Below are 23,608 nucleotides of genomic sequence, written 5' to 3'. Positions count from 1 at the left end.
CGTGTGCCGGGTGCCGTATCTCGGCCTCGGCACTGTCCGGACTGTCGGCACTACATCTTGTCGTGCATCGTGTCGTGGGGACGCACGACGGTGTCGGGGCCCGGAGACATCAGAGCCTCGTGACCGTCGTCGTCGAATCGCACGCGGTACGGGGGAGTGCCGTCCTTCCCCAGTACTTCCGTGACCTCGGCCGTACGGTCGTGCTGACCGACGGTCCGGCCGTGCACCAGCAGTTTGTCGCCCACGCTCGCGTGCATCGGTGACCTCCTCGCGACCGGGCTCTCTTACAACGGAGTCTATGTCCGCCATTGTGACCCCCGTCACCCCCCGCTGTCCTCTCGGCTTCTGGCGCGCTTCAGCTTCTGGCGCGCTGGGTCACCGCGATGCAGACGAGGACGGCGCAGGCGGCGAGCGGGGCGGCGGGGGACAGGGACTCCCCGAGCACCGACACCGACCAGACCAGCGTCAGCAGGGGCTGCGCGAGCTGGAGCTGGCTGGCCTTGGGGATGCCGATCGCCGCCATGCCGCGGTACCAGACGTACAGGCCGAAGAAGGTCGAACCGGCCGCGACCCAGAGCAGTCCGATGATTCCGTGGGCGTTGAGCCGGACGGGTTCGAAGGAGAGGGCGACGGCCGAGCCGACGGCCATCAGCGGCAGACAGAGGACCAGCGCCCAGCCGATGACCTGCCAGCCCGGCATCAACGCCGCGAGCCTGCCTCCCTCGGTGTAGCCGGCGGCGCAGACCAGGAGCGCGCCGAAGAGGTACAGATCGCCCGTGGACGGGGCGCCACCGCTCTGCTGGAGCGTGAAGGCGATGACCACCGCCGCTCCGGAGACGGCCGCGATCCAGAACGTACGGGAGGGGCGGCGGCCGGTGCGGATCGCGGCGAACGTCGCCGTGGTGAGCGGCAGCAGGCCGACGACCACGGCGGCGTGCGAGGTCGTCGAGGTCTGCAGCGCGAGGGTGGTGAGCAGCGGGAAGCCCACCACGACACCGCCGCCCACCACCGCGAGCCCGGCCCAGTGCCGCCGCTCGGGCAGCGGGACCCGCAGGGCCAGCAGGAAGGCGCCCGCGATGAGCGCGGCGAGGGTGGAGCGGACCGCGACGAGCGACCAGGGGCCGAAGCTCTCCAGGCCCCACACGGTGGAGGGGAACGTCAGCGAGAAGGCCACCACCCCGAGCCCGGCGAGGAAGGTGCCCCGGGCCGAGGACGTCGAGGCCGGGGCCGAGGGGGCCGCGGCGGCCGGCGGCTGTGCCGAGCCGGGCCTCGCGGAGCTGTCGACCGCTATCGCGGTGGGCTGAGTAGCGCTATTCTGTGCTGTCATGCATGAGCGTAGCAGTGTGGCTGAACTGGCGAAATCCCTGAAGGCGGAGTTGAACCGCTACTCACCCGGCGGGAAGCTGCCATCCAGCCGTGCGCTCGTCGAGCGCTACCGCGTCTCCCCGGTGACCGTCACCCGGGCCCTCGCCCAGCTCGCCGCCGAGGGCCTCGTCGTCACCCGGCCCGGAGCCGGCGCCTTCCGGGCGGAGCCCCGCGACCGGACACCCGAGGTGGGGGACACCTCGTGGCAGGAGGTCACGCTCAGCGCCGACACCGCGACCGAGCTCGTCCCGCGCGCCGTCGACGCCTCCGGGGTCCTCGTGACGCTCGCCGCGCCCCAGCCCGGTGTCGTCGAGTTCAACGGCGGCTACCTCCACCCCTCGCTCCAGCCCGAGCGCGCGCTCGCCGCCGCCCTGGCCCGCGCCGGCCGCCGCCCCGGAGCTTGGGGGCGGCCGCCCACCGACGGCCTGCCCGAACTGCGCGAGTGGTTCGCCCGCGAGATCGGCGGCACCGCCACCGCCGCCGACGTCCTCATCACCGCGGGCGGCCAGTCGGCCATCACCACCGCCCTGCGCGCGCTCGCCCCGCCCGGCACCCCCGTGCTCGTCGAGTCGCCCACCTACCCGGGCATGCTCGCCGTCGCGCGCGCCGCCGGGCTGCGACCGGTGCCCGTGCCGGCCGACGCGGACGGGGTCCGCCCCGACCTGCTGGAAGCCGCCTTCCGCGCCACCGGAGCCCGGGTCTTCGTCTGCCAGCCGCTCTTCCAGAACCCCACCGGCGCCGTCCTGAGCGCCGAACGGCGGCGCGCGGTCGTCCGGATCGCCCGCGCCGCCGGCGCCTTCGTCGTCGAGGACGACTTCGCCCGCCGGCTCGTCCACGAGGACGCCGGCCCGCTGCCCGCCCCCCTCGCCGCCGAAGACCCCGACGGCGTCGTCGTCCACGTCTGCTCCCTGACCAAGCCGACCTCCGCGAGCCTCCGCGTCGGAGCCCTGGCCGCCCGCGGCCCCGTCCTGGAGCGCCTGCGCGCCATCCAGGTCGTCGACAGCTTCTTCGTCCCCCGCCCCCTCCAGGAGACCGCCCTCGAACTCGTCGGCTCGCCCGCTTGGCCCCGCCACCTCCGCGCCGTCTCCCAGGAGCTGAAGAGCCGCCGTGACACCCTGACCGCCGCCCTCGCCCTCCACCTCCCGGAACTGGCGCTGCCGCACATCCCCTCCGGCGGCTACCACCTCTGGCTCCGCCTCCCCGACGGCGTCCCCGAGGCCGCCCTGGTGGCCGGCGCCCTCCGCGCGGGCGTCGCCGCCGCCCCGGGGCGCCCGTACTTCTGCGCCGAGGCCCCCGCCGGGCACATCCGCGTCAGCTTCGCGGGCGTCGCCGGTCCGGCGGAGATCGTGGAGGGCGTGCGGCGGCTGAGGACCGCGATGGACGAGCTCACCCCGTGAAGCCCTCCGGAGGCCGCCCTCGGGGACGGAGCGGAAAAGGACCTGACAACCCCCGCGGCGGACTGCGAGCCTGCGGGTCATGAGCGATACGACCACCCCGTCTGCTCTCACGCACGGCGCCTACGAGATCTCCTGCGACCCGGACCGGATCGACCGGAACCGGGTCCACCACTGGCTCTCCACCGACGCCTACTGGGCTCTCGGACGCCCCCGTGACACGCAGGACCGGGCCATCGACGGCTCCCTCAACTTCGGCGCGTACCACCGCGACACCGGGGAGATGGCCGCGTACGCCCGCGTCGTCACCGACCGGACCACCTTCGCCTGGCTCTGCGACGTCTACGTCGATCGGCCGGCCCGCGGTACCGGCCTCGGCACCGCCCTCGTGACCGCCGTGCGCGACCACCTGGAGCCGTTCGGGCTCCGCCGCATCATGCTCGCCACCGCCGACGCCCACGGCGTGTACGAAAAGGTCGGTTTTCAGCCGCTGCGGAACCCGGACAACTGGATGGCTCTCGGTCTGAACTGACCGTCCGGCCCGCCCACGGCCGCGCGCGGGTCGGCGCATATGCCCCCTTGACCTGCCGGTGTCACGGCCTCACGATCGCGGCCATGGGTCTACGGGTCACGCTCGTCGCAGCGGCGCGCAGCTCCTCCCTGCTCGCCGAGCGGTTCGACGACGACCGGCCGCTCGACGAGGCCGGCTGGTACGAGGTACGGCTCGCCGCGCACACACTGGTCCCGCTCGGCGCGGCCGAGCTGCGCTACTGCTCTCCGACGCCCCGCAGCCGGGCCACCGGCACGGCGCTCGGCTACGCCCCGCTCGCCCAGCCCGCCCTGCGCGACTGCGACATGGGCCGCTGGCGCGGACTCACCCTCGCCGAGGTCGCCGCCCACGAACCGGCCGCCGTCGACGCCTGGCTGGCCGACCCCCGTACCGCGCCCCACGGAGGCGAGAGCCTCCTCGCCTTCATCTCCCGCATAGGAGGCTGGCTCGACACCCGCCCCGCCGACGACGGCGCCATCGTCGCCGTCGCCGAACCCGCCGTCGTACGGGCCGCTCTCGTCTACGCCCTCAAGGCGCCGCCCGCCACCTTCTGGAACGTCGACGTCCGCCCCCTGTCCACGGTCACCCTCACCGGCCGCCCGGGCCTGTGGCACCTCCACCTCCAGGCCGCGGTCGGGCAGTAGCCGCGCCAAGACCGGGGAGAGCCGGCCGGCTCACCGCCGCTGCCGGTGCCGCCGCTGACGCTGCCGCTGCCGCCCGCCGCCGTTGCCGCCGCCGGGCGGAAGGCGCCCCGGCGACCGGCTAGCCTGAGACCACGATGAATCGTTTGACCACGTCATGGGGCGAATTCCCGCTCACCCGCTTCCCCGAGGACCCGCGCGACCCGCTCCGAGCCTGGGACGCCTCCGACGAGTACCTGCTGCGGCACCTGGCCGAGACGGACACCGACCTGTCCGGCGCCGTCACCGTCGTCGGCGACCGCTGGGGCGCCCTCACGACGGCCCTCGCCGCCCGGGGCCCCGCCGATCTCACGCAGGTCTCCGACTCCTACCTCGGACGGCGGGCCACCGCCAAGAACCTCGCCCGCTCCGGCGCCGATCCGGCCGCGGTCCGGCTGCTCACCACCCAGGACCCGCCGCCGACGCGCGTGGACGTCCTGCTCGTCCGCGTCCCCAAGAGCCTCGCGCTCCTGGAGGACCAGCTGCACCGCCTGGCCCCCGCCGTGCACGAGGGCACCGTGATCGTCGGAACGGGCATGGTCAAGGAGATCCACACCTCCACGCTCCGGCTCTTCGAGAGGATCCTCGGGCCCACCCGCACGTCGCTGGCGGTCAAGAAGGCCCGGCTGATCCTCTGCACCCCCGACCCCGCCCTCGACCGGGGCACCAACCCCTGGCCGCTGCGGTACGCACTCCCCGCCGACGCGGCCACCGTCGCGGGCCGGACCGTCACCAACCAGGCCGGCGTCTTCTGCGCCGACCGTCTCGACATCGGCACCCGCTTCTTCCTCCAGCACCTGCCCCAGGGCCTCGGCCGGGCCCGGGTGGTGGACCTGGGCTGCGGCAACGGCGTCGTGGGCCTCGCCGTCGCGCTCGCCGAGCCCGAGGCCGAACTGGTCTTCACCGACGAGTCGTACCAGGCCGTCGCCTCCGCCGAGGAGAACTTCCGTACCCACGCCGACGCCGGCCGCGCGGCCGAGTTCACGGTCGGCGACGGGCTCGCGGACACCGCCCCCGGCTCGGTCGACCTCGTGCTCAACAACCCGCCGTTCCACAGCCACCAGGCCACCACCGACCGCACCGCCCGCCGGATGTTCACCGACGCGTGGCGCGCGCTGCGGCCGGGCGGCGAACTGTGGGTCGTGGGCAACCGGCACCTCGGCTACCACGTGACGCTGCGCCGGATCTTCGGGGCGTGCGAACTGGTCGCGAGCGACCCGAAGTTCGTGGTCCTGCGCGCCGTCAAGCGGGACACCCCGACGGACCGCTGACGCCTCGGGCGCGTGACCGGGCGCGTGACCGGGCCCGCCATCGGGCCCGTCGCCGGGGCACGCACCCGGGCGCGTGACCGGGCCCGTCACCCGGCAATGCGCTCAGCAGGCCGCGGCGAGGGCGGGCAGCGGCCGCCACCGCACGGGGACGTCACGCATGACCAGGACCGAGTCCAGCTCCGTACTCCCCGGAGGGAAGCGGTCCGGGTCGTCGAAGTAGCTGGAGCGCGCGGAGGTCACGCGTCCCGCCTCGATCCGCCAGTCGTCCGTGTGCAGCTGCATCCCGTCGAGACGCGGGCCCCCACCGGTCGGGGAGTACCCCCTGCCGCCGCCACGGAAGAAGGCGGAGGCCTCGTCGAGATCGGCGAACAGCTCGCTCCCCTCCAGCCCGCGGGTGATCTCCACGGTGACATCCACCCGCGTACGCCCGTCCCGGGTCGCGAAGGCCACCCGTACGGACTCCTCACTCTCGGACACCTCGAAGTCGGCCCGTCCGTGCTCGCCGGGGAAGATCCGGCCGCCGGCCCAGTGGTTGACGCGGGAGGCGGTGTCGCGGCGCGGGATGTAGACGCCGGTCTCGACGCCGTCCGGGCCGTCCCACTCGACGGCGACGCGGTGGGCGGCGTTCTCGCTGCGCAGGCCGGCGGCGGCGGGCGCCCAGGACGGCCGCACCGCACCGAGGCGCAGCAGACAGATCCCGGCGACGGCTCGTCCCCGGACCAGCTGCGGGCGCAGGCCCGCGGGCAGCAGGCGGGCGGCCACCGCGGGATCCACACGGTAATTGACGAGGAGCCGTCGCTCGATGACGCTGCTCAGCTCGGGCGGTCTCATGAAGCGGCTCCCTTGTCACGCCACTTGGTGCGGCGAAGGACGATCTGTTCGGGGCAGACGGCGCTCAGGAAGCGGCCCACGCTCGCGGCGAGCCGGTCCTCCACGAGGGAGTACAGAATCCGGTTGCCCTCCCGCCGTTCGGTGACGAGACCCGCGCTCTTGAGCACGCCCAGATGGCGGGAGATGGAGGGAGCGCTGATCGAGAACCGGCCGGCGATCTCGCCGGCGGCCAGTTCCCCCTCCCGGAGGTCGGCGAGGATCTGGCGGCGCGTCGGATCGGCGAGGGCGCGGAAGACTCCCGCCTCGGCGTCCGCGTCCGCGTCGTCGACGACGGATCGTGGGTCGTGGTGCTCACTGTCTGGGGACACGCGTCATATTTAGCACATGGGCTAAATAGCTAACAACGCAGGTGGCGCCAGGGCTCAGGACTCCGGATGCACCACGCGGAGCGCGCGCAGCCGCTCGGGGCAGGCCGTGATGTCGAGGGCGACGATCCGGCCGTCCCGGAAGGTGAACGCCACCGTGGAGACCGGCTGTCCGCCCCGGAAGGCGACGATCCCTGGCGCCCCGTCCACGAGGGCCGGCCTCGCCACGGCGGCGATGCGGGCGAACGCCGCCGCTCCCTCCGCCACGGCCGGCGCCCCGTGGACGGGGCCGCTCTCCGCGTACGCCACCACCTCGGGGTCCAGTACGGCGGCGAGGGTACGGGCGTCCCGGGCGCGTGCGGCGGCGAGGAACGTCTCCACCATCGCGCGCTGCCTTCCGGGACCGACAACCGCCTCCGGGGCGACGGGCCCCCGCACCCGCAGGCTGGCCCGCCGGGCGAGCCGGCCGGCCTCCTCGGGCGTACGGTCCATGAGCCGCCCGACCTCCGCCAGTGGCAGGCCGAACAGCTCGCGCAGCACGTACGCCAGCCGCTCGTCCGGCGCCAGCGACTCCAGGACGACGAGCAGCGCCATCCATACGGAGTCCCCCGCCCCGGCCTCCTCCATGGCCTCGGACCGCTCCCGCCGCCCCGGTCGCCCACCGGCCCCACGCGTCCGCAGCCTCGCCACGCACACCCGCCCGACGACCAGCGCCAGCCACCCCTCCAGACCGCCGAGTCCCGCCCGCGCCTCGACGAGTGCCTCGTCGGCCTCGGTGGGCGAGCCCAGCATCCGCAGGGCGATACCCCGCAGCCGCTCGTGCTGGGAGTCGAACCGGCGGGTGAGAAAGTCCTGGTCGTGCCGGTGGTCGTGCCCGTGGTCGTGCATGGCGATCCCCGCTCCTCGTCGCTTCCGTCGGTGCGATGACGGAGCCGACGTACGGGTTGTGACGTCCGGCGGGGCCGGTGGGAGGCTCGGGCGCTTGCTTATTGGTCGCGCACTCAATAGCATCCGGAGTATGCCGCCGAGCGTCCGGCGCACACCCACGCGGACGCCGGCCGCCCGACCGGCGTGGGTGAACCGTCACGCGGCCGCCGCCGACGCCACGGTGAAGTCGCCACGGGCGAGACGTACGACGTCCTCACCGGCCACGTCCGCCCCCGCCCACCCCACCCGCCCCTCTGCTGGAGCCGCCGTGCGTACCTCTCTCGTCCTCCTCTCCGCCCGTCTGCTCGACCCGGGCACCGGCCGGTTCCTGCCCGAGACCGCTCTGGCCGTGTCGGACGGGCGAATCTCCGCGCTCGGCGACGACCGGGCGACGCGCGCCCTCGCCGACGCCTCCACGACGGTGGTCGACCTCAAGGGCGCCGTGGTCACCCCCGGTCTGGTCGACGGCCATCTCCACCCCGTCTCGGGCGCCGAACTCACCCACGGCCTCGACCTGTCGGGCTGCGGCGACCTCGAAGCGGTGCGCGAGGCGCTGGCCCGCGAGGTGAGGACGCTGACCCCCGGCGCCTGGCTGCACGGCTGGGGACTCGACCCGAACGTCTTCGGCGACCGGCCCGTCGAGGCCGCCGAGCTCGCCCCCGTACTCGACGGCGTTCCCGCTCTCCTGCAGCTCTTCGACGCCCACTCCGTGCTGGCGAGCCCCCGCGCGCTCGAACTCGCCGGAGTCGACGGCCCCCGCACCTTCGCCCAGGCCGCCGAGGTCGTCTGCGACGCCGAGGGACGGCCCACCGGGCTGCTCCTAGAGGACGCCGCCTGCGAACTCGTCGAGCGCGCCGCCCCCCGGCCCACCCACGCCGAGCGCCGCGCCCGCCTCGCCGCCGCACTGCGCGGCATGGCCGCCGCCGGCCTCACCGGCGGTCACGCCATGGACGCCAACGGCGAGAGCCTCGCCCTCTACGCCGAGCTCGACGAGGCGGGCGAACTGCCGCTTCGGCTGCGGGTCGCACCCTGGTGCCAGCCCGGTGCCGACGCCGACGCGCTCCGCGCCCTCGTCCAGCAGCAGGGCACCGGCGGCGCCCTCTGGCGGACCGAGGGCGTCAAGCTCTTCATGGACGGCACCATCGACAACGGGACCGCCTGGCTGGAGCGCCCCGACTGCCACGGCGAATCCACGCACGCCTTCTGGCCGGACCCCGCCGCCTACACGCACGTCGTCGGCGAGCTGCACCGTGCGGGTGTGCCCACCGCCACCCATGCCATCGGTGACGCGGCCGTACGCCATGTCCTCGACTCCGTCGAGAAGGCCCAGGCCTCCCACGCCTCCGCCCGGACCGCGCCCACCGGGCAGCCGCTCACCGGGCAGCGCCCGGTCCGGCACCGGATCGAGCACATCGAGACCGTGCCCGACGACACGCTGCGCCGCTTCGCCGAGCTCGGCGTCCTCGCGTCCATGCAGCCCACCCACTGCTGCGACTTCACTCGCGCCGACCACACCGACAACTGGTCCCGCCGGCTCGGCGAGGAGCGGGCCTCCCGCGCCTGGCGCTGCCGCGACCTGTGGGACTCGGGCGCCACCGTCGTCCTCGGCTCCGACTGGCCCATCGCGCCCTACCCGCCGCTCGGTGTCATGGCGGGCGCCCGCCACCGCCGCCCCAGCCGCGATCTCACGCAGCCACCGCACGGCCCCGAGCAGGCCCTGACCGCCCTGGAGTCCCTGCGCGCCATGACCGTGAACGCGGCGTACGCGGCGGGGGAGGAGCACGAGGCCGGCCGGCTCGCCGTCGGCCACCGCGCCGACCTGACGGTGCTCGCCGACGACCCGCTCACCACCCCCGCCACGGACCTGCCAGCCCTGCCGGTCCTGCTCACCGTCCTCGACGGCCGCCCCACCCATCGCGACGCGACCCTCTGACCGGGCCGGCCTTCGCCCCCGCCGGCCGCCGACGGGGATACCGTCGCCGGCATGGACGGTGACCCCCGAGGCTGGCGCCCGTGCTCGCTCGGTGGCGCGGTGTTCGCCGTGTGCATGGCCGGCACCACCCTGCCGACCCCGCTCTACGGCCTCTACCAGGAGAAGTTCGACTTCTCCGAGCTGACGGTGACCGTCGTGTACGCCGTGTACGCCTTCGGTGTCATCGGCGTCCTTCTTCTCGCGGGCAACGCCTCGGACGCCGTGGGCAGGCGGCCGGTGCTGCTCTGGGGCCTCGGATTCGCGGCCCTGAGCGCCGTCTGCTTCCTCGTCGCCACCGGGCTCGGCTGGCTGTATGCCGGCCGGCTGCTCTCCGGCCTCTCCGCCGGTCTTTTCACCGGGGCGGCCACGGCGTACGTGATGGAGCTGGCACCGCCCGGCGGCTCCTCCCGCGCCACGTTCGTCGCGACGGCCGCCAACATGGGCGGCCTCGGCTGCGGACCGCTGCTCGCCGGAGTGCTCGCGCAGTACGCCGCCTGGCCGCTCCACCTGCCCTTCCTCGTCCACCTCGCCCTGGTGGCCGGCTCGGCCGTCGTCCTGCTGCGGCTTCCGGAGACCGTACGGGAGCGGCGGCCGCTGAACTCCGTACGGCCGCAGCGGCCCGGCCTGCCCCCGCAGGTGCGGGCGGTCTTCGTGCCGGCGGCCACCGCCTCCTTCGTGGGGTTCGCGCTCTTCGGAGTCTTCACCTCCGTCAGCCCGGCGTTCCTCGCCCAGTCCCTCGACGTGCACAACCACGCGGTGAGCGGTCTCGTGGTCGCGCTGGCCTTCTTCGCCTCGACTGCCGGGCAGCTGGCGGTCGGCCGGGTCGGAGTGGGGCGTTCGCTGCCGCTGGGCTGCGCGGGTCTCTTCGCCGGGCTCGCGCTGCTCGCGGGCGCGCTCCGGTGGGACCTGCTGTTCCTGGTGGTGCTCAGCGCGCTCGTCGGCGGAGCGGGACAGGGGCTGGCATTCCGCGGCGCGCTGTCCGCGGTGGCCGAGGCGTCCCCCGCGGACCGGCGCGCCGCTGTGATCTCGACGCTGTTCGTGGTCGCGTACGCGGGCATCTCGGTGCCGGTGATCGGCGTCGGCCTCCTGGCGGACCCGATCGGCCTGGAGGGCGCGGGCCTGGTCTTCATCGCCTGCATGGCCGTCCTGGTCACGACCGCGGCCGTCTATCTCCTACGCCGCCCGGTCCGGGCGGCCCTGCGACCTTGACCCGCCGGCCCCCCTCACTCGCCGGCCCCCCTCACTCGCCGGCCCCCCTCACTCGCCGGCCCCCTCACCCGGCGGCCTCCCTCACCCCCCGGCCGACCAGCCCGGAACCGTCGGCAGCACCTTCTCGGCGACGCGGAGCAGTACCGCGTCGTCCGGCACCGCGCCGTCCGAGCGCCACAGCGTCACCTCGAACGAGCCGCCGCTGTCCTTCGCGTCCCGCGCCACGCCGAGGACCCGCGCCGGGACGCCCGGCCCGGTGGAGGCGTCCTTCCCGTCGAGGCGGAAGCTGATGCTGATGGTGCGGTCCGAGTAGACGACCGCCGGGCGGCCCAGAACCGTCCGCCGCTGCGCGTCGTTCCCCAGAAAGGCGGCGGACACGGACAGCGGAAGGCGGCCGTAGGTGGCCGTCACGGTCACGGTGTAGGTCTTGAACTCGACCTCGGCCGAGGGAGTGGCGATCTCCCCGCCGCCGGCGAAGTCCACGAAGCCGTCGCTGCCCCCCGCGATCTTCGCCATCTCCCCCGGAGTGCCCAGGAGTGCCGCGAGATCGGGACGGTTCAGCGCCTCGCACAGCTGTGCCCCGGTGACACGCCGAGCCGCCTGCCCGCTCTCCGCCGCCTTCCCGGCCTCTGATCCCGCCGTCCCCGCCTCTGATCCCGCCGTCCCGGCCTCCGACCCCGCCTTCCCGGCCTCCGGCGCCTTCTCCGTCTCCCCGCGTGAGCACGCGGCAGGCCGCGGCTCACTCTCGGAGAGGGAGATCCCCTCCGTCGCCCACATCACGCCACCGAGCGCCGCGATCACGCCCACCGCCGCAATGGCCTGCCCCCACGCGCCCGCGCCCTTCGGCAGCGCGTCGATGTCGTGATCCATGTCCCCCACCTGCTGTGATCCCCCAAGACGTGCCCGGGGACCCTAACCTGTGATCACCAGGTGGACAAGGCCGCAGACCCTCACCCGGGGCCGCCGCGCCGCAGCCGCCCGGCCGGTGTACGCGACCGGCACCGCGTTGCATAAACCTGCGGCAATGCGTATAGTCATGCCATCCCTGAGGAGGATTTCGATGACGGTACGAGCAGCAGTGGCAGGTGCGAGCGGATACGCGGGCGGAGAGCTCCTGCGTCTCCTTCTCGCGCACCCCCAGGTCGAGATCGGCACCCTGACCGGCCACTCCAACGCCGGCCAGAAGCTGGGCGCCCTGCAGCCCCACCTTCTCCCCCTCGCCGACCGCGTCCTCGCGCCCACCACCACCGAAGAGCTCGCCGGGCACGACGTCGTCTTCCTCGCGCTGCCGCACGGGCAGTCCGCCGCCGTGGCCGAGCAGCTCGGCCCGGACGTCCTCGTCGTGGACATGGGCGCCGACTTCCGGCTCACCAGCTCCGCCGACTGGGAGAAGTTCTACGGCTCCCCGCACGCCGGGACGTGGCCCTACGGCCTGCCCGAACTGCCCGGTGCCCGCGCCGCGCTCGAAGGGTCCAAGCGCGTCGCGGTGCCCGGCTGCTTCCCCACCGCGGTCTCGCTCGCGCTCTTCCCTGCGTACGAGAACGGCCTGGCCGAGGCCGAGGCCGTGATCGTCGCCGCCTCCGGCACCTCGGGCGCCGGCAAGGCCCTCAAGCCCCACCTGCTCGGCAGCGAGGTCATGGGGAACGTGACGCCCTACGGCGTCGGCGGCGGCCACCGGCACACCCCCGAGATGATCCAGAACCTCAGCCCGCTGGCCGGGGAGCGGGTCACCGTGTCCTTCACGCCGACCCTCGTCCCCATGCCCCGCGGCATCCTCGCCACCTGCTCCGCCCCGGCGAAGCCCGGCGTGAGCGCCGAGAGCCTGCGGGCCGCGTACGAGAAGGCCTTCGCGGACGAGCCCTTCGTCCACCTGCTCCCCGAGGGCCGGTGGCCGTCGACGGCGTCCGTCCAGGGCTCCAACGCCGTTTCGGTCCAGGTCGCGTACGACGAGGCGGCGCGGCGGATCATCGCGATCAGCGCCATCGACAATCTCACCAAGGGCACCGCCGGCGGCGCGGTGCAGAGCATGAACATCGCCCTCGGGCTCCCTGAGGACACCGGACTTTCCACGATTGGAGTCGCTCCATGAGCGTCACCGCAGCGAAGGGATTCACGGCAGCGGGCATCGCCGCCGGAATCAAGGAGAACGGCAACCCGGACCTGGCCCTCGTGGTCAACAACGGGCCCCGCCGCGCCGCCGCGGGCGTCTTCACCTCCAACCGCGTCAAGGCCGCGCCCGTCCTGTGGTCCCAGCAGGTGCTGGCCACCGGCGAGCTGGCCGCCGTCGTCCTCAACTCCGGCGGCGCCAACGCCTGTACGGGCCCGCAGGGCTTCCAGGACACCCACGCCACCGCCGAGAAGGTCGCCGAGGTCCTCAGCGCGGCGGGCACGGAGATCGGCGCCGGCGAGGTCGCCGTCGCCTCCACCGGCCTCATCGGCCTCCTCCTCCCCATGGACAAGGTCCTCGCGGGCGTGGAGAAGGCCGCCCGTGAACTCTCCGAACACGGCGGTGAGAAGGCCGCCATCGCCATCAAGACCACCGACACCGTCCACAAGACGTCGGTCGTCACGAAGGACGGATGGACCGTCGGCGGCATGGCCAAGGGCGCGGGCATGCTCGCCCCCGGCCTCGCCACCATGCTCGTCGTGCTCACCACCGACGCCGACGTCGACGCCGCGGGCCTGGACGCCGCCCTCCGGCAGGCCACCAAGGTCACCTTCGACCGCGTCGACTCCGACGGCTGCATGTCGACCAACGACACCGTCCTCCTCCTCGCCTCCGGCGCCTCCGGCGTCACGCCCGCCCAGGACGCGTTCGCCGAGGCCGTGCGGACCGTCTGCGACGACCTCGCCCGCCAGCTCATCGGCGACGCCGAGGGCGCCAGCAAGGACATCCGTATCGAGGTGATCAACGCCGCGACCGAGGACGACGCCGTCGAGGTGGGCCGCTCCATCGCCCGTAACAACCTCCTCAAGTGCGCCATCCACGGCGAGGACCCCAACTGGGGCCGGGTGCTCTCCGCCATCGGCACGACGCGGGCCGCCTTCGAGCCCGACCGGCTCAACGTCGCCATCAACGGCGTGTGGGTCTGCAAGAACGGCTCCGTCGGCGAGGACCGCGACCTCGTCGACATGCGCTACCGCGAGGTCACCATCACCGCCGACCTCTCCGCCGGGTCCGAGTCGGCCGTCATCTGGGCCAACGACCTCACCGCCGACTACGTCCACGAGAACAGCGCGTACTCCTCATGAGCGACTCGACAGACTCGACAGATTCCACAGACTCGACGCAACCGACGCGCAAGCACAAGGCCCTGCCGAAGGCGCAGATCCTCATCGAGGCCCTGCCCTGGCTGACCCGCCACAACGGCAAGACCGTCGTCATCAAGTTCGGCGGCAACGCCATGATCGACGACGACCTCAAGGCCGCCTTCGCGCAGGACGTCGTCTTCCTGCGCCACGCCGGTCTGAAGCCCGTCGTCGTGCACGGCGGCGGCCCCCAGATCAGCGCCGCGCTCGACCGGCACGGCCTGGTCAGCGAGTTCAAGGCCGGGCTCAGGGTCACCACGCCCGAGGCGATGGACATTGTACGGATGGTCCTCGCCGGCCAGGTCCAGCGCGAGCTCGTCGGGCTGCTCAACGAGCACGGCCCGTTCGCCGTCGGCATGACGGGCGAGGACGCGCACACCATCACGGCCACCCAGCACCGGCCGGTCATCGCGGGCGAGCAGGTCGACATCGGCCGGGTCGGCGAGATCACCGCCATCGACACCGGCGCCATCGAGGCGCTCCTGGAGGACGGCCGGATCCCGGTCATCTCCTCCATCGCCCGCTCCGAGGACGACGGACATGTCTACAACGTCAATGCTGATACGGCGGCTGCGGCACTCGCTGCGGCGCTGGGCGCCGAGACCCTGATGGTCCTGACCGACGTCGAGGGCCTCTACGAGGACTGGCCCAACAGCGACGAGGTCATCAGCCGGCTCACCGCGAGCCAGCTGGAGAAGCTGCTGCCCGAGCTCTCCAGCGGCATGGTCCCCAAGATGCGGGGCTGCCTGCACGCCGTCCGCAACGGCGTCACCACGGCGCGGGTGATCGACGGCCGGGTCCAGCACTCGATCCTGCTGGAGATCTTCACCGACGAAGGCATCGGCACGATGGTCGTGCCCGACGAGCACACGGCGCAGGGGGAGTCATGAGCAACGCGGAACTGAAGCAGCGCTGGCAGTCCTCGCTGATGGACAACTACGGCACGCCGAAGCTGTCCCTCGTACGCGGCGAGGGCGCCACTGTCCGGGACGCCGACGGCAAGGAGTACCTCGACTTCGTCGGCGGCATCGCCGTCAACGCCCTCGGCCACGCCCACCCGGCGATCGTCGAGGCCGTCTCCCGGCAGATCGCGTCCCTCGGCCACGTCTCCAACCTCTTCGTCGCCGAACCGCCGGTCGCCCTCGCCGAGCGGCTGCTCCAGCTCTTCGGGCGCCCGGGCCGGGTCTTCTTCTGCAACTCCGGCGCCGAGGCCAACGAGGCCGCCTTCAAGATCGGCCGGCTCACCGGCCGCTCCCACATGGTCGCGACCGAGGGCGGCTTCCACGGCCGGACCATGGGGGCGCTCGCCCTCACCGGCCAGCCCGGGAAGCAGACCCCCTTCCTGCCGCTGCCCGGCGACGTCACCCACGTCCCGTACGGAGACGTGGAGGCCCTGCGGGCCGCCGTGACGGAGAACACCGCGCTGGTGATCATCGAGCCCGTCCAGGGCGAGAACGGCGTCGTCGTCCCGCCGGCCGGCTACCTCCAGGCCGCCCGCGAGATCACCCGCGCCACCGGCACCCTCCTCGTCCTCGACGAGGTGCAGACCGGCGTGGGCCGGACGGGCCACTGGTTCGAGCACCAGGCCCACGACGGGGTCGAGCCCGACATCGTGACCCTGGCCAAGGGCCTCGGCGGCGGCCTGCCGCTCGGCGCGACCGTCGCCTTCGGGGAGGCGGCCGAGCTGCTGAAGCCCGGTCACCACGGCACCACCTTCGGCGGGAACCCGGTCGCCTGCGCCGCCGGACTCGCCGTCCTCGACACCCTCGCCGGCGACGGAATCCTCGACGAGGTCAAGCGGCTCGGCGAGAAGCTGCGCAGCGGAATCGAGGGTCTGGGGCACCCGCTGGTCTCCCACGTCCGTGGTGCGGGGCTCCTGCTGGGTATCGTGCTCACCGAGTCCCTCGCGCCCCAGGTGCAGCAGGCGGCTCAGGACGCCGGTCTCCTGGTGAACGCGCCCGCTCCCGATGTCGTACGGCTCATGCCGGCACTGATCATCACCGACGCGGAGGTGGACGCCTTCCTGGAGAGGCTCCCGGGCGTCCTCGACGCAGTGGTGAACGGGGAAGGATGAACCGGAGAATGAGACGACGATGACCGACGCGCAGGAAAACGAGCACGGCGGGCCGTCCGTTCCGCAGACCCGCACCGCACGCCACCGCAGGATCGTCGACATCCTCAACCGGCAGCCCGTGCGTTCCCAGAGCCAGCTCGCCAAACTCCTCGCGGACGACGGGCTGAGCGTCACCCAGGCGACGCTCTCCCGCGACCTCGACGAGCTCGGCGCGGTGAAGATCCGCAACACGGGCGGCGAGCTGATCTACGCCGTGCCCAGCGAGGGCGGCTTCCGCACCCCGCAGGCGCCGCTCGGCGAGTCCGCCAAGGAGGAGCGCATGCGGCGCCTCTCCGGCGAACTGCTCATCTCCGCCGAGGCTTCCGCCAACCTGGTGGTCCTGCGTACGCCGCCGGGGGCGGCCCAGTTCCTCGCGTCGGCCATCGACCAGGCCGAACTCCGCGCGATCCTGGGCACGATCGCCGGAGACGACACTCTCCTGCTCATCTCCCGCGACCCGACCGGCGGCCAGGCCCTCGCCGACCACCTCCTGCGCCTCGCTCAGAAGGAGAGCTGACGGACCGCCGCCGCTCTCGCCGCCGCCCCCGTCGCGTCAGTGGGCGGGGCGGGGGAGCGGCGGCAGCGGAAGCGGCAGGCCGGGCAGGCCGTCGATGCTCGACGCCACGTGCTCCTTCTTGGCGAAGTACTCGCTCAGCGAGGTGTCGTCCTCGCGCGCGAACCGCCGCTCGTGCAGATCGCGGTCCTCGTCGTACGTCATGAAGGGCACCCCGTATCCGCAGCTGTCGCGGACGAGTTCGGCCGTCACGACGATGATGGCCCGCAGTCCGTGCTGGGCCGCCTCGATCCCGGGGAAGTGCTCCATCAGCCCCTCCCAGCGCGCGTCGTCCCGGAAGACCGGCTCCCCCCGCCCGTGGACGCGGACGATGTTCGGCGGCCCCTGGAAGGCGCACCACATGAGGGTGATCCGGCCGTTCTCCCGCAGATGGGCGACGGTCTCGGCGGTGCTTCCGGCGAAGTCGAGGTAGGCGACGGTCCGTTCGTCGACGACGGCGAAGGAACCGGTCAGACCCTTGGGTGAGAGATTCACGGTCCCGTCACCGTCGAGCGGCGCGGTCGCGGTGAAGAAGATCGGCTGCGCCTCGATGAAGGCGCGGAGCCTTCCGTCTATCCGTTCATACGTCTTTCCCATGGGCGTCATTCTCTCCGACGCCCGCCCCCTGGAGCCGGCCATGCATTGACAAAACATACGGAGGTCTGCATAGTTATACCCATCAGTGCTTGCAAGGTAAGGAGAAACCCGTGACCGAGCGCGTCGTACTCGCCTACTCGGGCGGTCTTGACACCTCCGTCGCCATCGGCTGGATCGCCGAGGAAACGGGTGCCGAGGTCATCGCCGTCGCCGTGGACGTCGGGCAGGGCGGCGAGGACCTGGACGTCATCCGCAAGCGCGCGCTCGCCTGTGGCGCGGTCGAGGCCGAGGTCGCGGACGCGAAGGACGAGTTCGCCGACGGGTACTGCCTCCCGGCGATCAAGGCGAACGCCCTCTACATGGACCGCTACCCGCTGGTCTCCGCCCTCTCCCGGCCCGCCATCGTCAAGCACCTCGTCGCCGCCGCGCAGAAGCACGGCGCCGGCATCGTCGCCCACGGCTGCACCGGCAAGGGGAACGACCAGGTGCGGTTCGAGGCCGGTATCCAGGCCCTCGGCCCGGACCTGAAGTGCATCGCCCCGGTCCGTGACTACGCCATGACCCGCGACAAGGCCATCGCCTTCGCCGAGAAGGCCGGCCTGCCGATCGCGACCAGCAAGAAGTCCCCATACTCCATCGACCAGAACGTCTTCGGCCGCGCCGTCGAGACCGGATTCCTCGAGGACATCTGGAACGCGCCGATCGAGGACATCTACGAGTACACCGCGAACCCGGCCACCCCGCGCGAGGCCGACGAGGTCGTCATCTCCTTCAAGGAGGGCGTCCCGGTCGCCCTCGACGGCACGCCCGTCACCGTGCTCCAGGCGATCCAGCAGCTCAACGAGCGCGCCGGCGCGCAGGGCGTCGGCCGGATCGACATGGTCGAGGACCGGCTCGTCGGCATCAAGTCCCGCGAGGTCTACGAGGCGCCCGGCGCGATCGCCCTGATCACCGCCCACCAGGAGCTCGAGAACGTCACCGTCGAGCGCGAACTCGCCCGCTACAAGCGGCAGGTCGAGCAGCGCTGGGGCGAGCTGGTCTACGACGGCCTGTGGTTCTCCCCGCTGAAGCGGGCCCTGGACGGCTTCATCGACGAGGCCAACCAGTACGTCACCGGCGACATCCGGATGACCCTCCACGGCGGCCGCGCCGTCGTCACCGGCCGGAAGTCCGAGCAGTCGCTGTACGACTTCAACCTCGCCACCTACGACTCGGGCGACACCTTCGACCAGTCCAAGGCGCAGGGCTTCATCGACATCTTCGCCCTGTCGGCGAAGATCGCCGCCCGGCGTGACCTCGCGTAAGTACGACTCGTTCGACAGCCGCCTCCCTGTTCCTCCGCGGCAGGGGGGGGCGGCCGTATCTCCACCCTTTGAGGAGCAGTAGCTGTGAGCAGCAACAACGGTGACGTCCGGCTCTGGGGCGGTCGGTTCGCCGACGGGCCCGCCGAGGCCCTGGCCAAGCTGTCCGCGTCGGTCCACTTCGACTGGCGGCTCGCGCCGTACGACATCGCCGGTTCCCGCGCGCACGCGCGCGTGCTCCACAAGGCCGGACTGCTCGACCAGGACGAGCTGACGCGCATGCTCGCCGGCCTCGACCAGCTCGAAGCCGACGTGGCCGACGGCTCCTTCGTCGGCACCATCGCCGACGAGGACGTCCACACGGCCCTGGAGCGCGGCCTCCTGGAGCGTCTCGGCCCGGACCTCGGCGGCAAGCTGCGCGCCGGCCGGTCCCGCAACGACCAGGTCGCCACCCTCTTCCGGATGTACCTGCGCGACCACGCCCGGATCATCGGAGGCCTGATCGCCGACCTCCAGGACGCGCTCGTCGGCCTCGCCGAGGCCCACCCGGACGTCGCCATGCCGGGCCGTACGCATCTCCAGCACGCCCAGCCGGTGCTCTTCGCCCACCACGTCCTCGCCCACGTCCAGTCCCTCTCCCGGGACGCCGAACGGCTGCGCCAGTGGGACACCCGGACGGCCGTCTCGCCGTACGGCTCCGGCGCCCTGGCCGGCTCGTCCCTCGGGCTCGACCCGGAGGCGGTCGCCAAGGACCTCGGCTTCGAGCGCGGCTCGGTCGGCAACTCGATCGACGGCACGGCCTCGCGTGACTTCGTCGCCGAGTTCGCCTTCATCACGGCGATGATCGGCGTCAACCTCTCGCGTATCGCGGAGGAGATCATCATCTGGAACACGAAGGAGTTCTCCTTCGTGACCCTGCACGACGCCTTCTCCACCGGCTCGTCGATCATGCCGCAGAAGAAGAACCCGGACATCGCCGAGCTGGCCCGGGGCAAGTCCGGCCGTCTGATCGGCAACCTCACGGGCCTGCTCGCGACCCTGAAGGCGCTGCCGCTGGCCTACAACCGCGACCTCCAGGAGGACAAGGAGCCGGTCTTCGACTCCTGCGACCAGCTGGAGGTCCTGCTGCCCGCCGTCACCGGCATGATGGCGACCCTCACCGTCAACCGGGAGCGCATGGAGGAGCTGGCCCCGGCCGGCTTCTCGCTCGCGACCGACATCGCCGAGTGGCTGGTCAGGCAGGGCGTGCCGTTCCGGGTGGCGCACGAGGTCGCCGGCGAGTGCGTGAAGGTCGCCGAGGCGGAGGGCAAGGAGCTCGACGAGCTCACGGACGCCCAGTTCGCCAAGATCTCCGAGCACCTCACCCCCGAGGTCCGCACGGTCCTCGACGTCCCCGGCGCCCTCGCCTCCCGCGACGGCCGCGGCGGCACGGCCCCCTCGGCGGTCGCCGCCCAACTGATCGAGGTCAAGGCAGACCTGGTCATCCAGCACGCCTGGGCCACCGCCAAGCAGTAACCCTCCCACCCTCACCACATCACAGCGCCGCCGCCCACTCCGCGAGCGCGTCGAAGTCCGGCCGGAGCAGCCCGAGCCGTGGATCGACGTGCAGCAACAGGGCGGCGGCGAGGTGGTTCCGGTCCACATACTCGTGGTCGTACGACGTGATGTCGTCGTCGACCCAGGCGAACGGCCGCCCGGCCGCGTACTCCAGGATGTACTGCGTCTTCCAGAAGGTCCCGCGAGGGGCCTTCCCGTGCATCTGGGGCCAGTCGATGAACGGCAGCACGGGCAGCCCGAGTCGCGGCCCTATCCAGTCGTTCGCCTCCCCCTTCCAGGTCGTCGCCCACACCAGCTCGTACGCCTCCGCCAGCGCGCGCAGCTCCTCCCCGTGCCCGGGGTTGAGCCACACCCGCAGCGGCTTCCCGTCGAACCAGCCGCTCGGCCGCATCCGATGCGTGGTGTACCCGGCCGGTCGGCGCTCGCGCTGCGCCGCATAGGGGTTCAGCGGCCCGTCGACGTCGATCAGCAGCAGCGGCTTCGTCATGCGCACAGGATTCCTCCCCGCCCCGCTCCGAGGCGTCGAATTATCGAATGAGACACGAGCGTCTCATTCGGTGTATGCTTGTCTCATGTCAGTCGATCGCACCCAGGTGCTCCGCACCGCCGCCGCCCTGCTCTCCCGGAAGTCGACCGCCACCATGGACGAGGTCGCCCGGGCCGCCGGTATCGGCCGCGCCACCCTGCACCGGCACTTCGCCGGGCGGGACGCGCTGGTCAGGGCGCTGGAGGAGATGGGCATCCAGGAGTTCGAGGCCGCACTCGACGCGGCGAACCTGGACGAGGGTCCGGCTGACCAGGCGCTGCGGCGGCTCGTCGCCGAAGCCGAGCCCAACGCCCAGCTCCTCGCCTTCCTCGTCAGCGAGAACCAGCTGTTCGAGGGCGACCAGGTCAACGAGGGCTGGGCCCGGCTCGACGCCCGCGTCAGCGCCCTGTTCAGACGGGGTCAGGAAGCCGGCACCTTCCGGATCGACCTGAGCCCCGCCTGGCTCACCGAGGCCCTCTACGGCCTCATCGGCACCTGCGCCTGGTCCGTCATGGACGGGCGGGTCGCCGCGAAGGACTTTCAGTACATGATCACCGAGCTGCTGCTCGGTGGCGCACGACGGAGCGTGGAGAAATGACCGGCACCCAGCAGCTGAGCCCGACGACGGGGACGGAGGTGAAGAGCCCCGGCCGTTGGCTCGCGCTCTCGGTTCTCGTCCTGGCCGTCCTGCTGGTCGCCGTGGACGCCACCGTACTCGGCCTCGCGACGCCCTCCCTCAGCGAGGACCTCAAGCCGTCCGGCACCCAGCTGCTCTGGATCGGCGACATCTACTCCTTCGTCATCGCCGGACTGCTCGTCTCCATGGGCTCCCTCGGCGACCGGATCGGCCGCAAGAAGCTGCTCCTGATCGGTGCGACCGCCTTCGGCGCCGTCTCCGTCCTGAACGCCTACGCGACCAGCCCCGAGATGATGATCGTCGCCCGCGCGCTCCTCGGCGTGGCCGGTGCGACCCTGATGCCGTCGACCCTGGCGCTCATCCGGAACATCTTCCACGACCCCAAGGAGCGCAGCCTCGCCATCGGCATCTGGGGCGCCACCGCCTCGGCCGGCGCGGCCATCGGCCCGGTCATCGGCGGCGCCCTGCTCCAGCACTTCTACTGGGGCTCGGTCTTCCTCATCAACCTCCCCGTCATGGCGGTCCTGGTCCTCGTCGGCATCAAGCTGCTGCCCGAGTCCAAGAACCCCGTCTCCGGCCCCTGGGACCTGATCAGCGTCGGCCTCTCCCTCGTCGGCGTCATCGGTGTCGTCTACGCGATCAAGGAAGTCGCCTCGCACGGCCTGACCTGGGAGGTCGGGGCGGCGGCCCTGCTCGGCGCCGTCACCCTGTACGCCTTCGTCCGGCGCCAGTACGCGCTGACCGCACCGCTGCTCGACATGCGGCTGTTCAAGCACCGGGGCTTCTCCGGCGCGGTCCTCGCCGACCTGCTCACCGTCTTCGGGCTCTCCGGCCTCGTCTTCTTCCTCTCCCAGTTCCTGCAGCTCGTCCAGGGGCGTCAGCCGCTGGAGGCCGGTCTGGCCGAACTGCCCGCCGCAGTCGGCGCGGTGGTCACCGGTCTGATCGCGGGCCGGTACGCCCGGCGCTACTCGGTCCGTGCCATCGTGGCCGGCGGCCTCGCCGCCATCGGCCTGGCGCTCGCCGTCATCACCCTGATCCACAAGGAGACCGGCTACCCGCTGCTCGGCGGGGCGCTGCTGGTCGTCGGCCTCGGCGCCGGCTTCTCCTTCACCGTCACCGCCGACGTGATCCTCTCCAGCGTTCCCAAGGAGCAGGCCGGTTCCGCGTCCGCGGTATCCGAGACGGCGTACGAACTGGGCGCGGCCCTCGGCATCGCGCTGCTCGGCTCGATCGTGACCGGTGTCTACCAGGGCTTCGCGACCCCGGCGGGCGTCCCCGCGGGTACGGCGGCCGCCGCCCACGAGTCCCTCGGCGGCGCGGTCGAGGCGTCCGCCGGTCTCGCCCCGGACACGGCGACCGCGCTGGTCGGCGCGGCCCAGGAGGCCTTCGTCGACGGCCTGCGCATCGCCGCGGGCGTGGGCGCGGCGGTCCTCCTCGCGACGGCGGTCGCGGCCTGGTTCCTGCTGAAGGGCCAGAAGCTCGAGGACGGCATCGAGCACTGACGCCCGGACGCCCGGACATCCCGGACATCCCGGACGCCCGGACGCCCCGACGCGGCGACGCCCGAACGCGACGGCGCCCCCGTACAGCCACAGCAGGCTGTACGGGGGCGCCGCGCGTTTCACGCCGTACGACGCCTCACGCCGCCTTGGCCTTGGTCGCGTACATGTCCACGTACTCCTGGCCGGAGAGCCGCATCACCTCGGACATGACCGAGTCCGTCACCGCCCGCAGCACATAGCGGTCCCGGTCCATCCCCTCGTACCGCGAGAACTCCATCGGCTCGCCGAACCGGACCGTGACCCGCCCCGGCCGGGGCAGCCCCGCCCCGCCCGGCTGGATCTTGTCGGTGCCGATCATCGCGAAGGGCACGACCGGCGCGCCGGTCATCAGCGTGAGGCGCGCGATGCCGGTACGGCCCCGGTACAGGCGGCCGTCGGGGGAGCGGGTGCCCTCCGGGTAGATGGAGAAGATCTTGCCCTCCTCCAGGACGCGACGGCCGGTCATCAGCGCCGCGACGCCGCCACGGCCGCCGTCGCGGTCCACCGGGATCATGCCGACGCTGGTGAAGAACCAGGCCATCAGGCGGCCCTTGACGCCCTTGCCCGTCACGTACTCGTCCTTGCCGATGAAGAAGACCGGACGGTCCGTGCAGATCGGCATGATCATCGAGTCGATGAAGGTGAGGTGGTTGCCCGCGAGAATCACCGGACCGGTCCCCGGGATGTTCTCGGCGCCCTCCACACGTGGACGGAACATCAGGCGCAGGATCGGTCCGAGCACTGCTTTGATGAGTGCGAGACGGGACAACGGTTCCTCCGGTGTCGGGGCGGGCGGTCTGTGCAGGTGGCGACGATACTCGCGGGTCACCGCGGCGCGCACATCGGGTTCACCGACTGGATACGCAGTGTTGACGTGTGTTTCCGCCAAGTTCGGCCAGGATCTGCCGCG

General features: G+C 72.5%; 24 protein-coding genes. 15 read left to right on the top strand and 9 right to left on the bottom strand.

Features of this window, described 5'->3' with window-relative positions; all coding sequences use genetic code 11:
- Nucleotides 1-50 precede the first annotated feature (50 nt).
- Both ACF06X_RS25415 and ACF06X_RS25410 read right to left on the bottom strand, forming a co-directional pair.
- Nucleotides 51-257: a DUF1918 domain-containing protein gene (locus ACF06X_RS25415; RefSeq protein WP_392289600.1), complete on the bottom strand. Its 207-nt coding sequence runs from the start codon at nt 255-257 to the stop codon at nt 51-53.
- A gap of 98 nt (nt 258-355) precedes the next feature.
- Entirely contained in the window at nt 356-1,327 is a 972-nt protein-coding gene (locus ACF06X_RS25410; RefSeq protein WP_392289599.1) for a DMT family transporter, read from the bottom strand.
- On the opposite strand from ACF06X_RS25410, the gene ACF06X_RS25405 reads away from it, so the two are divergent.
- The 4 genes from ACF06X_RS25405 to ACF06X_RS25390 all read left to right on the top strand — a co-directional run bounded on the left by ACF06X_RS25405 (nt 1,326) and on the right by ACF06X_RS25390 (nt 5,260).
- Nucleotides 1,326-2,762 carry a PLP-dependent aminotransferase family protein gene (locus ACF06X_RS25405; protein WP_392289598.1) on the top strand — a complete coding sequence of 479 codons (1,437 nt, stop codon included), beginning with the start codon at nt 1,326-1,328 and terminating at the stop codon, nt 2,760-2,762. The genes ACF06X_RS25410 and ACF06X_RS25405 overlap by 2 nt on opposite strands.
- A gap of 79 nt (nt 2,763-2,841) precedes the next feature.
- On the top strand, nt 2,842-3,291 hold the full coding sequence (locus ACF06X_RS25400) for a GNAT family N-acetyltransferase (RefSeq protein ID WP_392289597.1): 450 nt from the start codon (nt 2,842-2,844) through the stop codon (nt 3,289-3,291).
- A gap of 83 nt (nt 3,292-3,374) precedes the next feature.
- Nucleotides 3,375-3,953, top strand: a complete 579-nt coding sequence (locus tag ACF06X_RS25395) for a histidine phosphatase family protein (protein WP_392289596.1) — start codon at nt 3,375-3,377, stop codon at nt 3,951-3,953.
- A gap of 134 nt (nt 3,954-4,087) precedes the next feature.
- Nucleotides 4,088-5,260, top strand: a complete 1,173-nt coding sequence (locus ACF06X_RS25390; protein ID WP_392289595.1) for a methyltransferase — start codon at nt 4,088-4,090, stop codon at nt 5,258-5,260.
- 102 nt (nt 5,261-5,362) lie between these two features.
- Here the strand turns inward: ACF06X_RS25390 and ACF06X_RS25385 are convergent, their stop codons facing one another.
- The 3 genes from ACF06X_RS25385 to ACF06X_RS25375 are packed head-to-tail and all read right to left on the bottom strand — an operon-like array spanning nt 5,363 to nt 7,344.
- A complete protein-coding gene (locus ACF06X_RS25385) occupies nt 5,363-6,091 on the bottom strand; it encodes a DUF2071 domain-containing protein (RefSeq protein WP_392289594.1) in 729 nt (242 codons plus the stop codon).
- Complete coding sequence (locus ACF06X_RS25380) at nt 6,088-6,459, bottom strand: metalloregulator ArsR/SmtB family transcription factor (RefSeq protein ID WP_392289593.1); 372 nt, start codon at nt 6,457-6,459, stop codon at nt 6,088-6,090. The genes ACF06X_RS25385 and ACF06X_RS25380 overlap by 4 nt, the downstream gene beginning before the upstream one ends.
- Before the next feature lie 54 nt (nt 6,460-6,513).
- Nucleotides 6,514-7,344, bottom strand: a complete 831-nt coding sequence (locus ACF06X_RS25375) for a sigma factor-like helix-turn-helix DNA-binding protein (protein ID WP_392289592.1) — start codon at nt 7,342-7,344, stop codon at nt 6,514-6,516.
- Between the two features lie 307 nt (nt 7,345-7,651).
- Between ACF06X_RS25375 and ACF06X_RS25370 the strand changes: the two genes are divergently transcribed.
- On the top strand, nt 7,652-9,316 hold the full coding sequence (locus tag ACF06X_RS25370) for an amidohydrolase (RefSeq protein WP_392289591.1): 1,665 nt from the start codon (nt 7,652-7,654) through the stop codon (nt 9,314-9,316).
- Nucleotides 9,317-9,367: 51 nt separating this feature from the next.
- Entirely contained in the window at nt 9,368-10,564 is a 1,197-nt protein-coding gene (locus ACF06X_RS25365) for an MFS transporter (RefSeq protein ID WP_392289590.1), read from the top strand.
- 81 nt (nt 10,565-10,645) lie between these two features.
- Here the strand turns inward: ACF06X_RS25365 and ACF06X_RS25360 are convergent, their stop codons facing one another.
- Entirely contained in the window at nt 10,646-11,434 is a 789-nt protein-coding gene (locus ACF06X_RS25360; RefSeq protein WP_392289589.1) for a DUF6215 domain-containing protein, read from the bottom strand.
- Between the two features lie 190 nt (nt 11,435-11,624).
- Here ACF06X_RS25360 and argC point away from each other — a divergent pair, with 190 nt between their 5' ends.
- The 5 genes from argC to ACF06X_RS25335 are packed head-to-tail and all read left to right on the top strand — an operon-like array spanning nt 11,625 to nt 16,503.
- Nucleotides 11,625-12,653 (top strand): N-acetyl-gamma-glutamyl-phosphate reductase, encoded by a 1,029-nt coding sequence (gene argC, locus ACF06X_RS25355; RefSeq protein WP_392289588.1) that lies wholly within the window; start codon nt 11,625-11,627, stop codon nt 12,651-12,653.
- Complete coding sequence (gene argJ, locus ACF06X_RS25350; protein WP_392289587.1) at nt 12,650-13,816, top strand: bifunctional glutamate N-acetyltransferase/amino-acid acetyltransferase ArgJ; 1,167 nt, start codon at nt 12,650-12,652, stop codon at nt 13,814-13,816. Before argC ends, argJ begins: the two co-directional genes overlap by 4 nt.
- Nucleotides 13,813-14,763 carry an acetylglutamate kinase gene (gene argB, locus ACF06X_RS25345; RefSeq protein ID WP_392289586.1) on the top strand — a complete coding sequence of 317 codons (951 nt, stop codon included), beginning with the start codon at nt 13,813-13,815 and terminating at the stop codon, nt 14,761-14,763. The genes argJ and argB overlap by 4 nt, the downstream gene beginning before the upstream one ends.
- Complete coding sequence (locus ACF06X_RS25340) at nt 14,760-15,947, top strand: acetylornithine transaminase (protein WP_392289585.1); 1,188 nt, start codon at nt 14,760-14,762, stop codon at nt 15,945-15,947. The genes argB and ACF06X_RS25340 overlap by 4 nt, the downstream gene beginning before the upstream one ends.
- Nucleotides 15,948-15,966: 19 nt before the next feature.
- Complete coding sequence (locus ACF06X_RS25335) at nt 15,967-16,503, top strand: arginine repressor (RefSeq protein WP_392289584.1); 537 nt, start codon at nt 15,967-15,969, stop codon at nt 16,501-16,503.
- Nucleotides 16,504-16,539: 36 nt separating this feature from the next.
- On the opposite strand, the gene ACF06X_RS25330 is transcribed toward ACF06X_RS25335, so the two are convergent.
- On the bottom strand, nt 16,540-17,136 hold the full coding sequence (locus ACF06X_RS25330; protein ID WP_392289583.1) for a pyridoxamine 5'-phosphate oxidase family protein: 597 nt from the start codon (nt 17,134-17,136) through the stop codon (nt 16,540-16,542).
- Between the two features lie 110 nt (nt 17,137-17,246).
- On the opposite strand from ACF06X_RS25330, the gene ACF06X_RS25325 reads away from it, so the two are divergent.
- Both ACF06X_RS25325 and argH read left to right on the top strand, forming a co-directional pair.
- The gene (locus ACF06X_RS25325) at nt 17,247-18,440 is read left to right on the top strand and encodes an argininosuccinate synthase (protein WP_392289582.1); all 1,194 of its coding nucleotides are present in this window, start codon (nt 17,247-17,249) and stop codon (nt 18,438-18,440) included.
- An 84-nt stretch (nt 18,441-18,524) separates the two neighbouring features.
- Nucleotides 18,525-19,952: an argininosuccinate lyase gene (argH, locus tag ACF06X_RS25320; RefSeq protein WP_392289581.1), complete on the top strand. Its 1,428-nt coding sequence runs from the start codon at nt 18,525-18,527 to the stop codon at nt 19,950-19,952.
- A 19-nt stretch (nt 19,953-19,971) separates the two neighbouring features.
- Here the strand turns inward: argH and ACF06X_RS25315 are convergent, their stop codons facing one another.
- The gene (locus ACF06X_RS25315; protein ID WP_392289580.1) at nt 19,972-20,481 is read right to left on the bottom strand and encodes an HAD domain-containing protein; all 510 of its coding nucleotides are present in this window, start codon (nt 20,479-20,481) and stop codon (nt 19,972-19,974) included.
- A gap of 85 nt (nt 20,482-20,566) precedes the next feature.
- On the opposite strand from ACF06X_RS25315, the gene ACF06X_RS25310 reads away from it, so the two are divergent.
- Complete coding sequence (locus ACF06X_RS25310; protein ID WP_392289579.1) at nt 20,567-21,118, top strand: TetR/AcrR family transcriptional regulator; 552 nt, start codon at nt 20,567-20,569, stop codon at nt 21,116-21,118.
- Entirely contained in the window at nt 21,115-22,659 is a 1,545-nt protein-coding gene (locus tag ACF06X_RS25305; protein ID WP_392289578.1) for an MFS transporter, read from the top strand. Before ACF06X_RS25310 ends, ACF06X_RS25305 begins: the two co-directional genes overlap by 4 nt.
- 136 nt (nt 22,660-22,795) lie before the next feature.
- On the opposite strand, the gene ACF06X_RS25300 is transcribed toward ACF06X_RS25305, so the two are convergent.
- The gene (locus ACF06X_RS25300) at nt 22,796-23,467 is read right to left on the bottom strand and encodes a 1-acyl-sn-glycerol-3-phosphate acyltransferase (protein WP_158985569.1); all 672 of its coding nucleotides are present in this window, start codon (nt 23,465-23,467) and stop codon (nt 22,796-22,798) included.
- Between the last annotated feature and the right edge of the window lie 141 nt (nt 23,468-23,608).

Origin of the sequence: Streptomyces sp. NPDC015346 (assembly GCF_043078785.1) — a bacterium.
Classification (GTDB): Bacteria; Actinomycetota; Actinomycetes; order Streptomycetales; family Streptomycetaceae; genus Streptomyces.
This window is presented reverse-complemented; position numbering and strand designations above follow the sequence as displayed.

Excerpts from the sequence above, each read along its gene's own strand:
- ACF06X_RS25315 (WP_392289580.1), bottom strand. The coding sequence starts at position 20,481 with ATGACGAAGCCGCTGCTGCTGATCGACGTCGACGGGCCGCTGAACCCC.
- ACF06X_RS25340 (WP_392289585.1), top strand. The coding sequence starts at position 14,760 with ATGAGCAACGCGGAACTGAAGCAGCGCTGGCAGTCCTCGCTGATGGAC.
- argB (WP_392289586.1), top strand. The coding sequence starts at position 13,813 with ATGAGCGACTCGACAGACTCGACAGATTCCACAGACTCGACGCAACCG.
- ACF06X_RS25405 (WP_392289598.1), top strand. The coding sequence starts at position 1,326 with ATGCATGAGCGTAGCAGTGTGGCTGAACTGGCGAAATCCCTGAAGGCG.
- ACF06X_RS25415 (WP_392289600.1), bottom strand. The coding sequence starts at position 257 with ATGCACGCGAGCGTGGGCGACAAACTGCTGGTGCACGGCCGGACCGTC.
- ACF06X_RS25335 (WP_392289584.1), top strand. The coding sequence starts at position 15,967 with ATGACCGACGCGCAGGAAAACGAGCACGGCGGGCCGTCCGTTCCGCAG.
- ACF06X_RS25305 (WP_392289578.1), top strand. The coding sequence starts at position 21,115 with ATGACCGGCACCCAGCAGCTGAGCCCGACGACGGGGACGGAGGTGAAG.
- argC (WP_392289588.1), top strand. The coding sequence starts at position 11,625 with ATGACGGTACGAGCAGCAGTGGCAGGTGCGAGCGGATACGCGGGCGGA.
- ACF06X_RS25385 (WP_392289594.1), bottom strand. The coding sequence starts at position 6,091 with ATGAGACCGCCCGAGCTGAGCAGCGTCATCGAGCGACGGCTCCTCGTC.
- ACF06X_RS25410 (WP_392289599.1), bottom strand. The coding sequence starts at position 1,327 with ATGACAGCACAGAATAGCGCTACTCAGCCCACCGCGATAGCGGTCGAC.
- ACF06X_RS25395 (WP_392289596.1), top strand. The coding sequence starts at position 3,375 with ATGGGTCTACGGGTCACGCTCGTCGCAGCGGCGCGCAGCTCCTCCCTG.
- ACF06X_RS25390 (WP_392289595.1), top strand. The coding sequence starts at position 4,088 with ATGAATCGTTTGACCACGTCATGGGGCGAATTCCCGCTCACCCGCTTC.
- ACF06X_RS25330 (WP_392289583.1), bottom strand. The coding sequence starts at position 17,136 with ATGGGAAAGACGTATGAACGGATAGACGGAAGGCTCCGCGCCTTCATC.
- ACF06X_RS25310 (WP_392289579.1), top strand. The coding sequence starts at position 20,567 with ATGTCAGTCGATCGCACCCAGGTGCTCCGCACCGCCGCCGCCCTGCTC.
- ACF06X_RS25365 (WP_392289590.1), top strand. The coding sequence starts at position 9,368 with ATGGACGGTGACCCCCGAGGCTGGCGCCCGTGCTCGCTCGGTGGCGCG.
- ACF06X_RS25400 (WP_392289597.1), top strand. The coding sequence starts at position 2,842 with ATGAGCGATACGACCACCCCGTCTGCTCTCACGCACGGCGCCTACGAG.
- argJ (WP_392289587.1), top strand. The coding sequence starts at position 12,650 with ATGAGCGTCACCGCAGCGAAGGGATTCACGGCAGCGGGCATCGCCGCC.
- ACF06X_RS25375 (WP_392289592.1), bottom strand. The coding sequence starts at position 7,344 with ATGCACGACCACGGGCACGACCACCGGCACGACCAGGACTTTCTCACC.
- ACF06X_RS25360 (WP_392289589.1), bottom strand. The coding sequence starts at position 11,434 with ATGGATCACGACATCGACGCGCTGCCGAAGGGCGCGGGCGCGTGGGGG.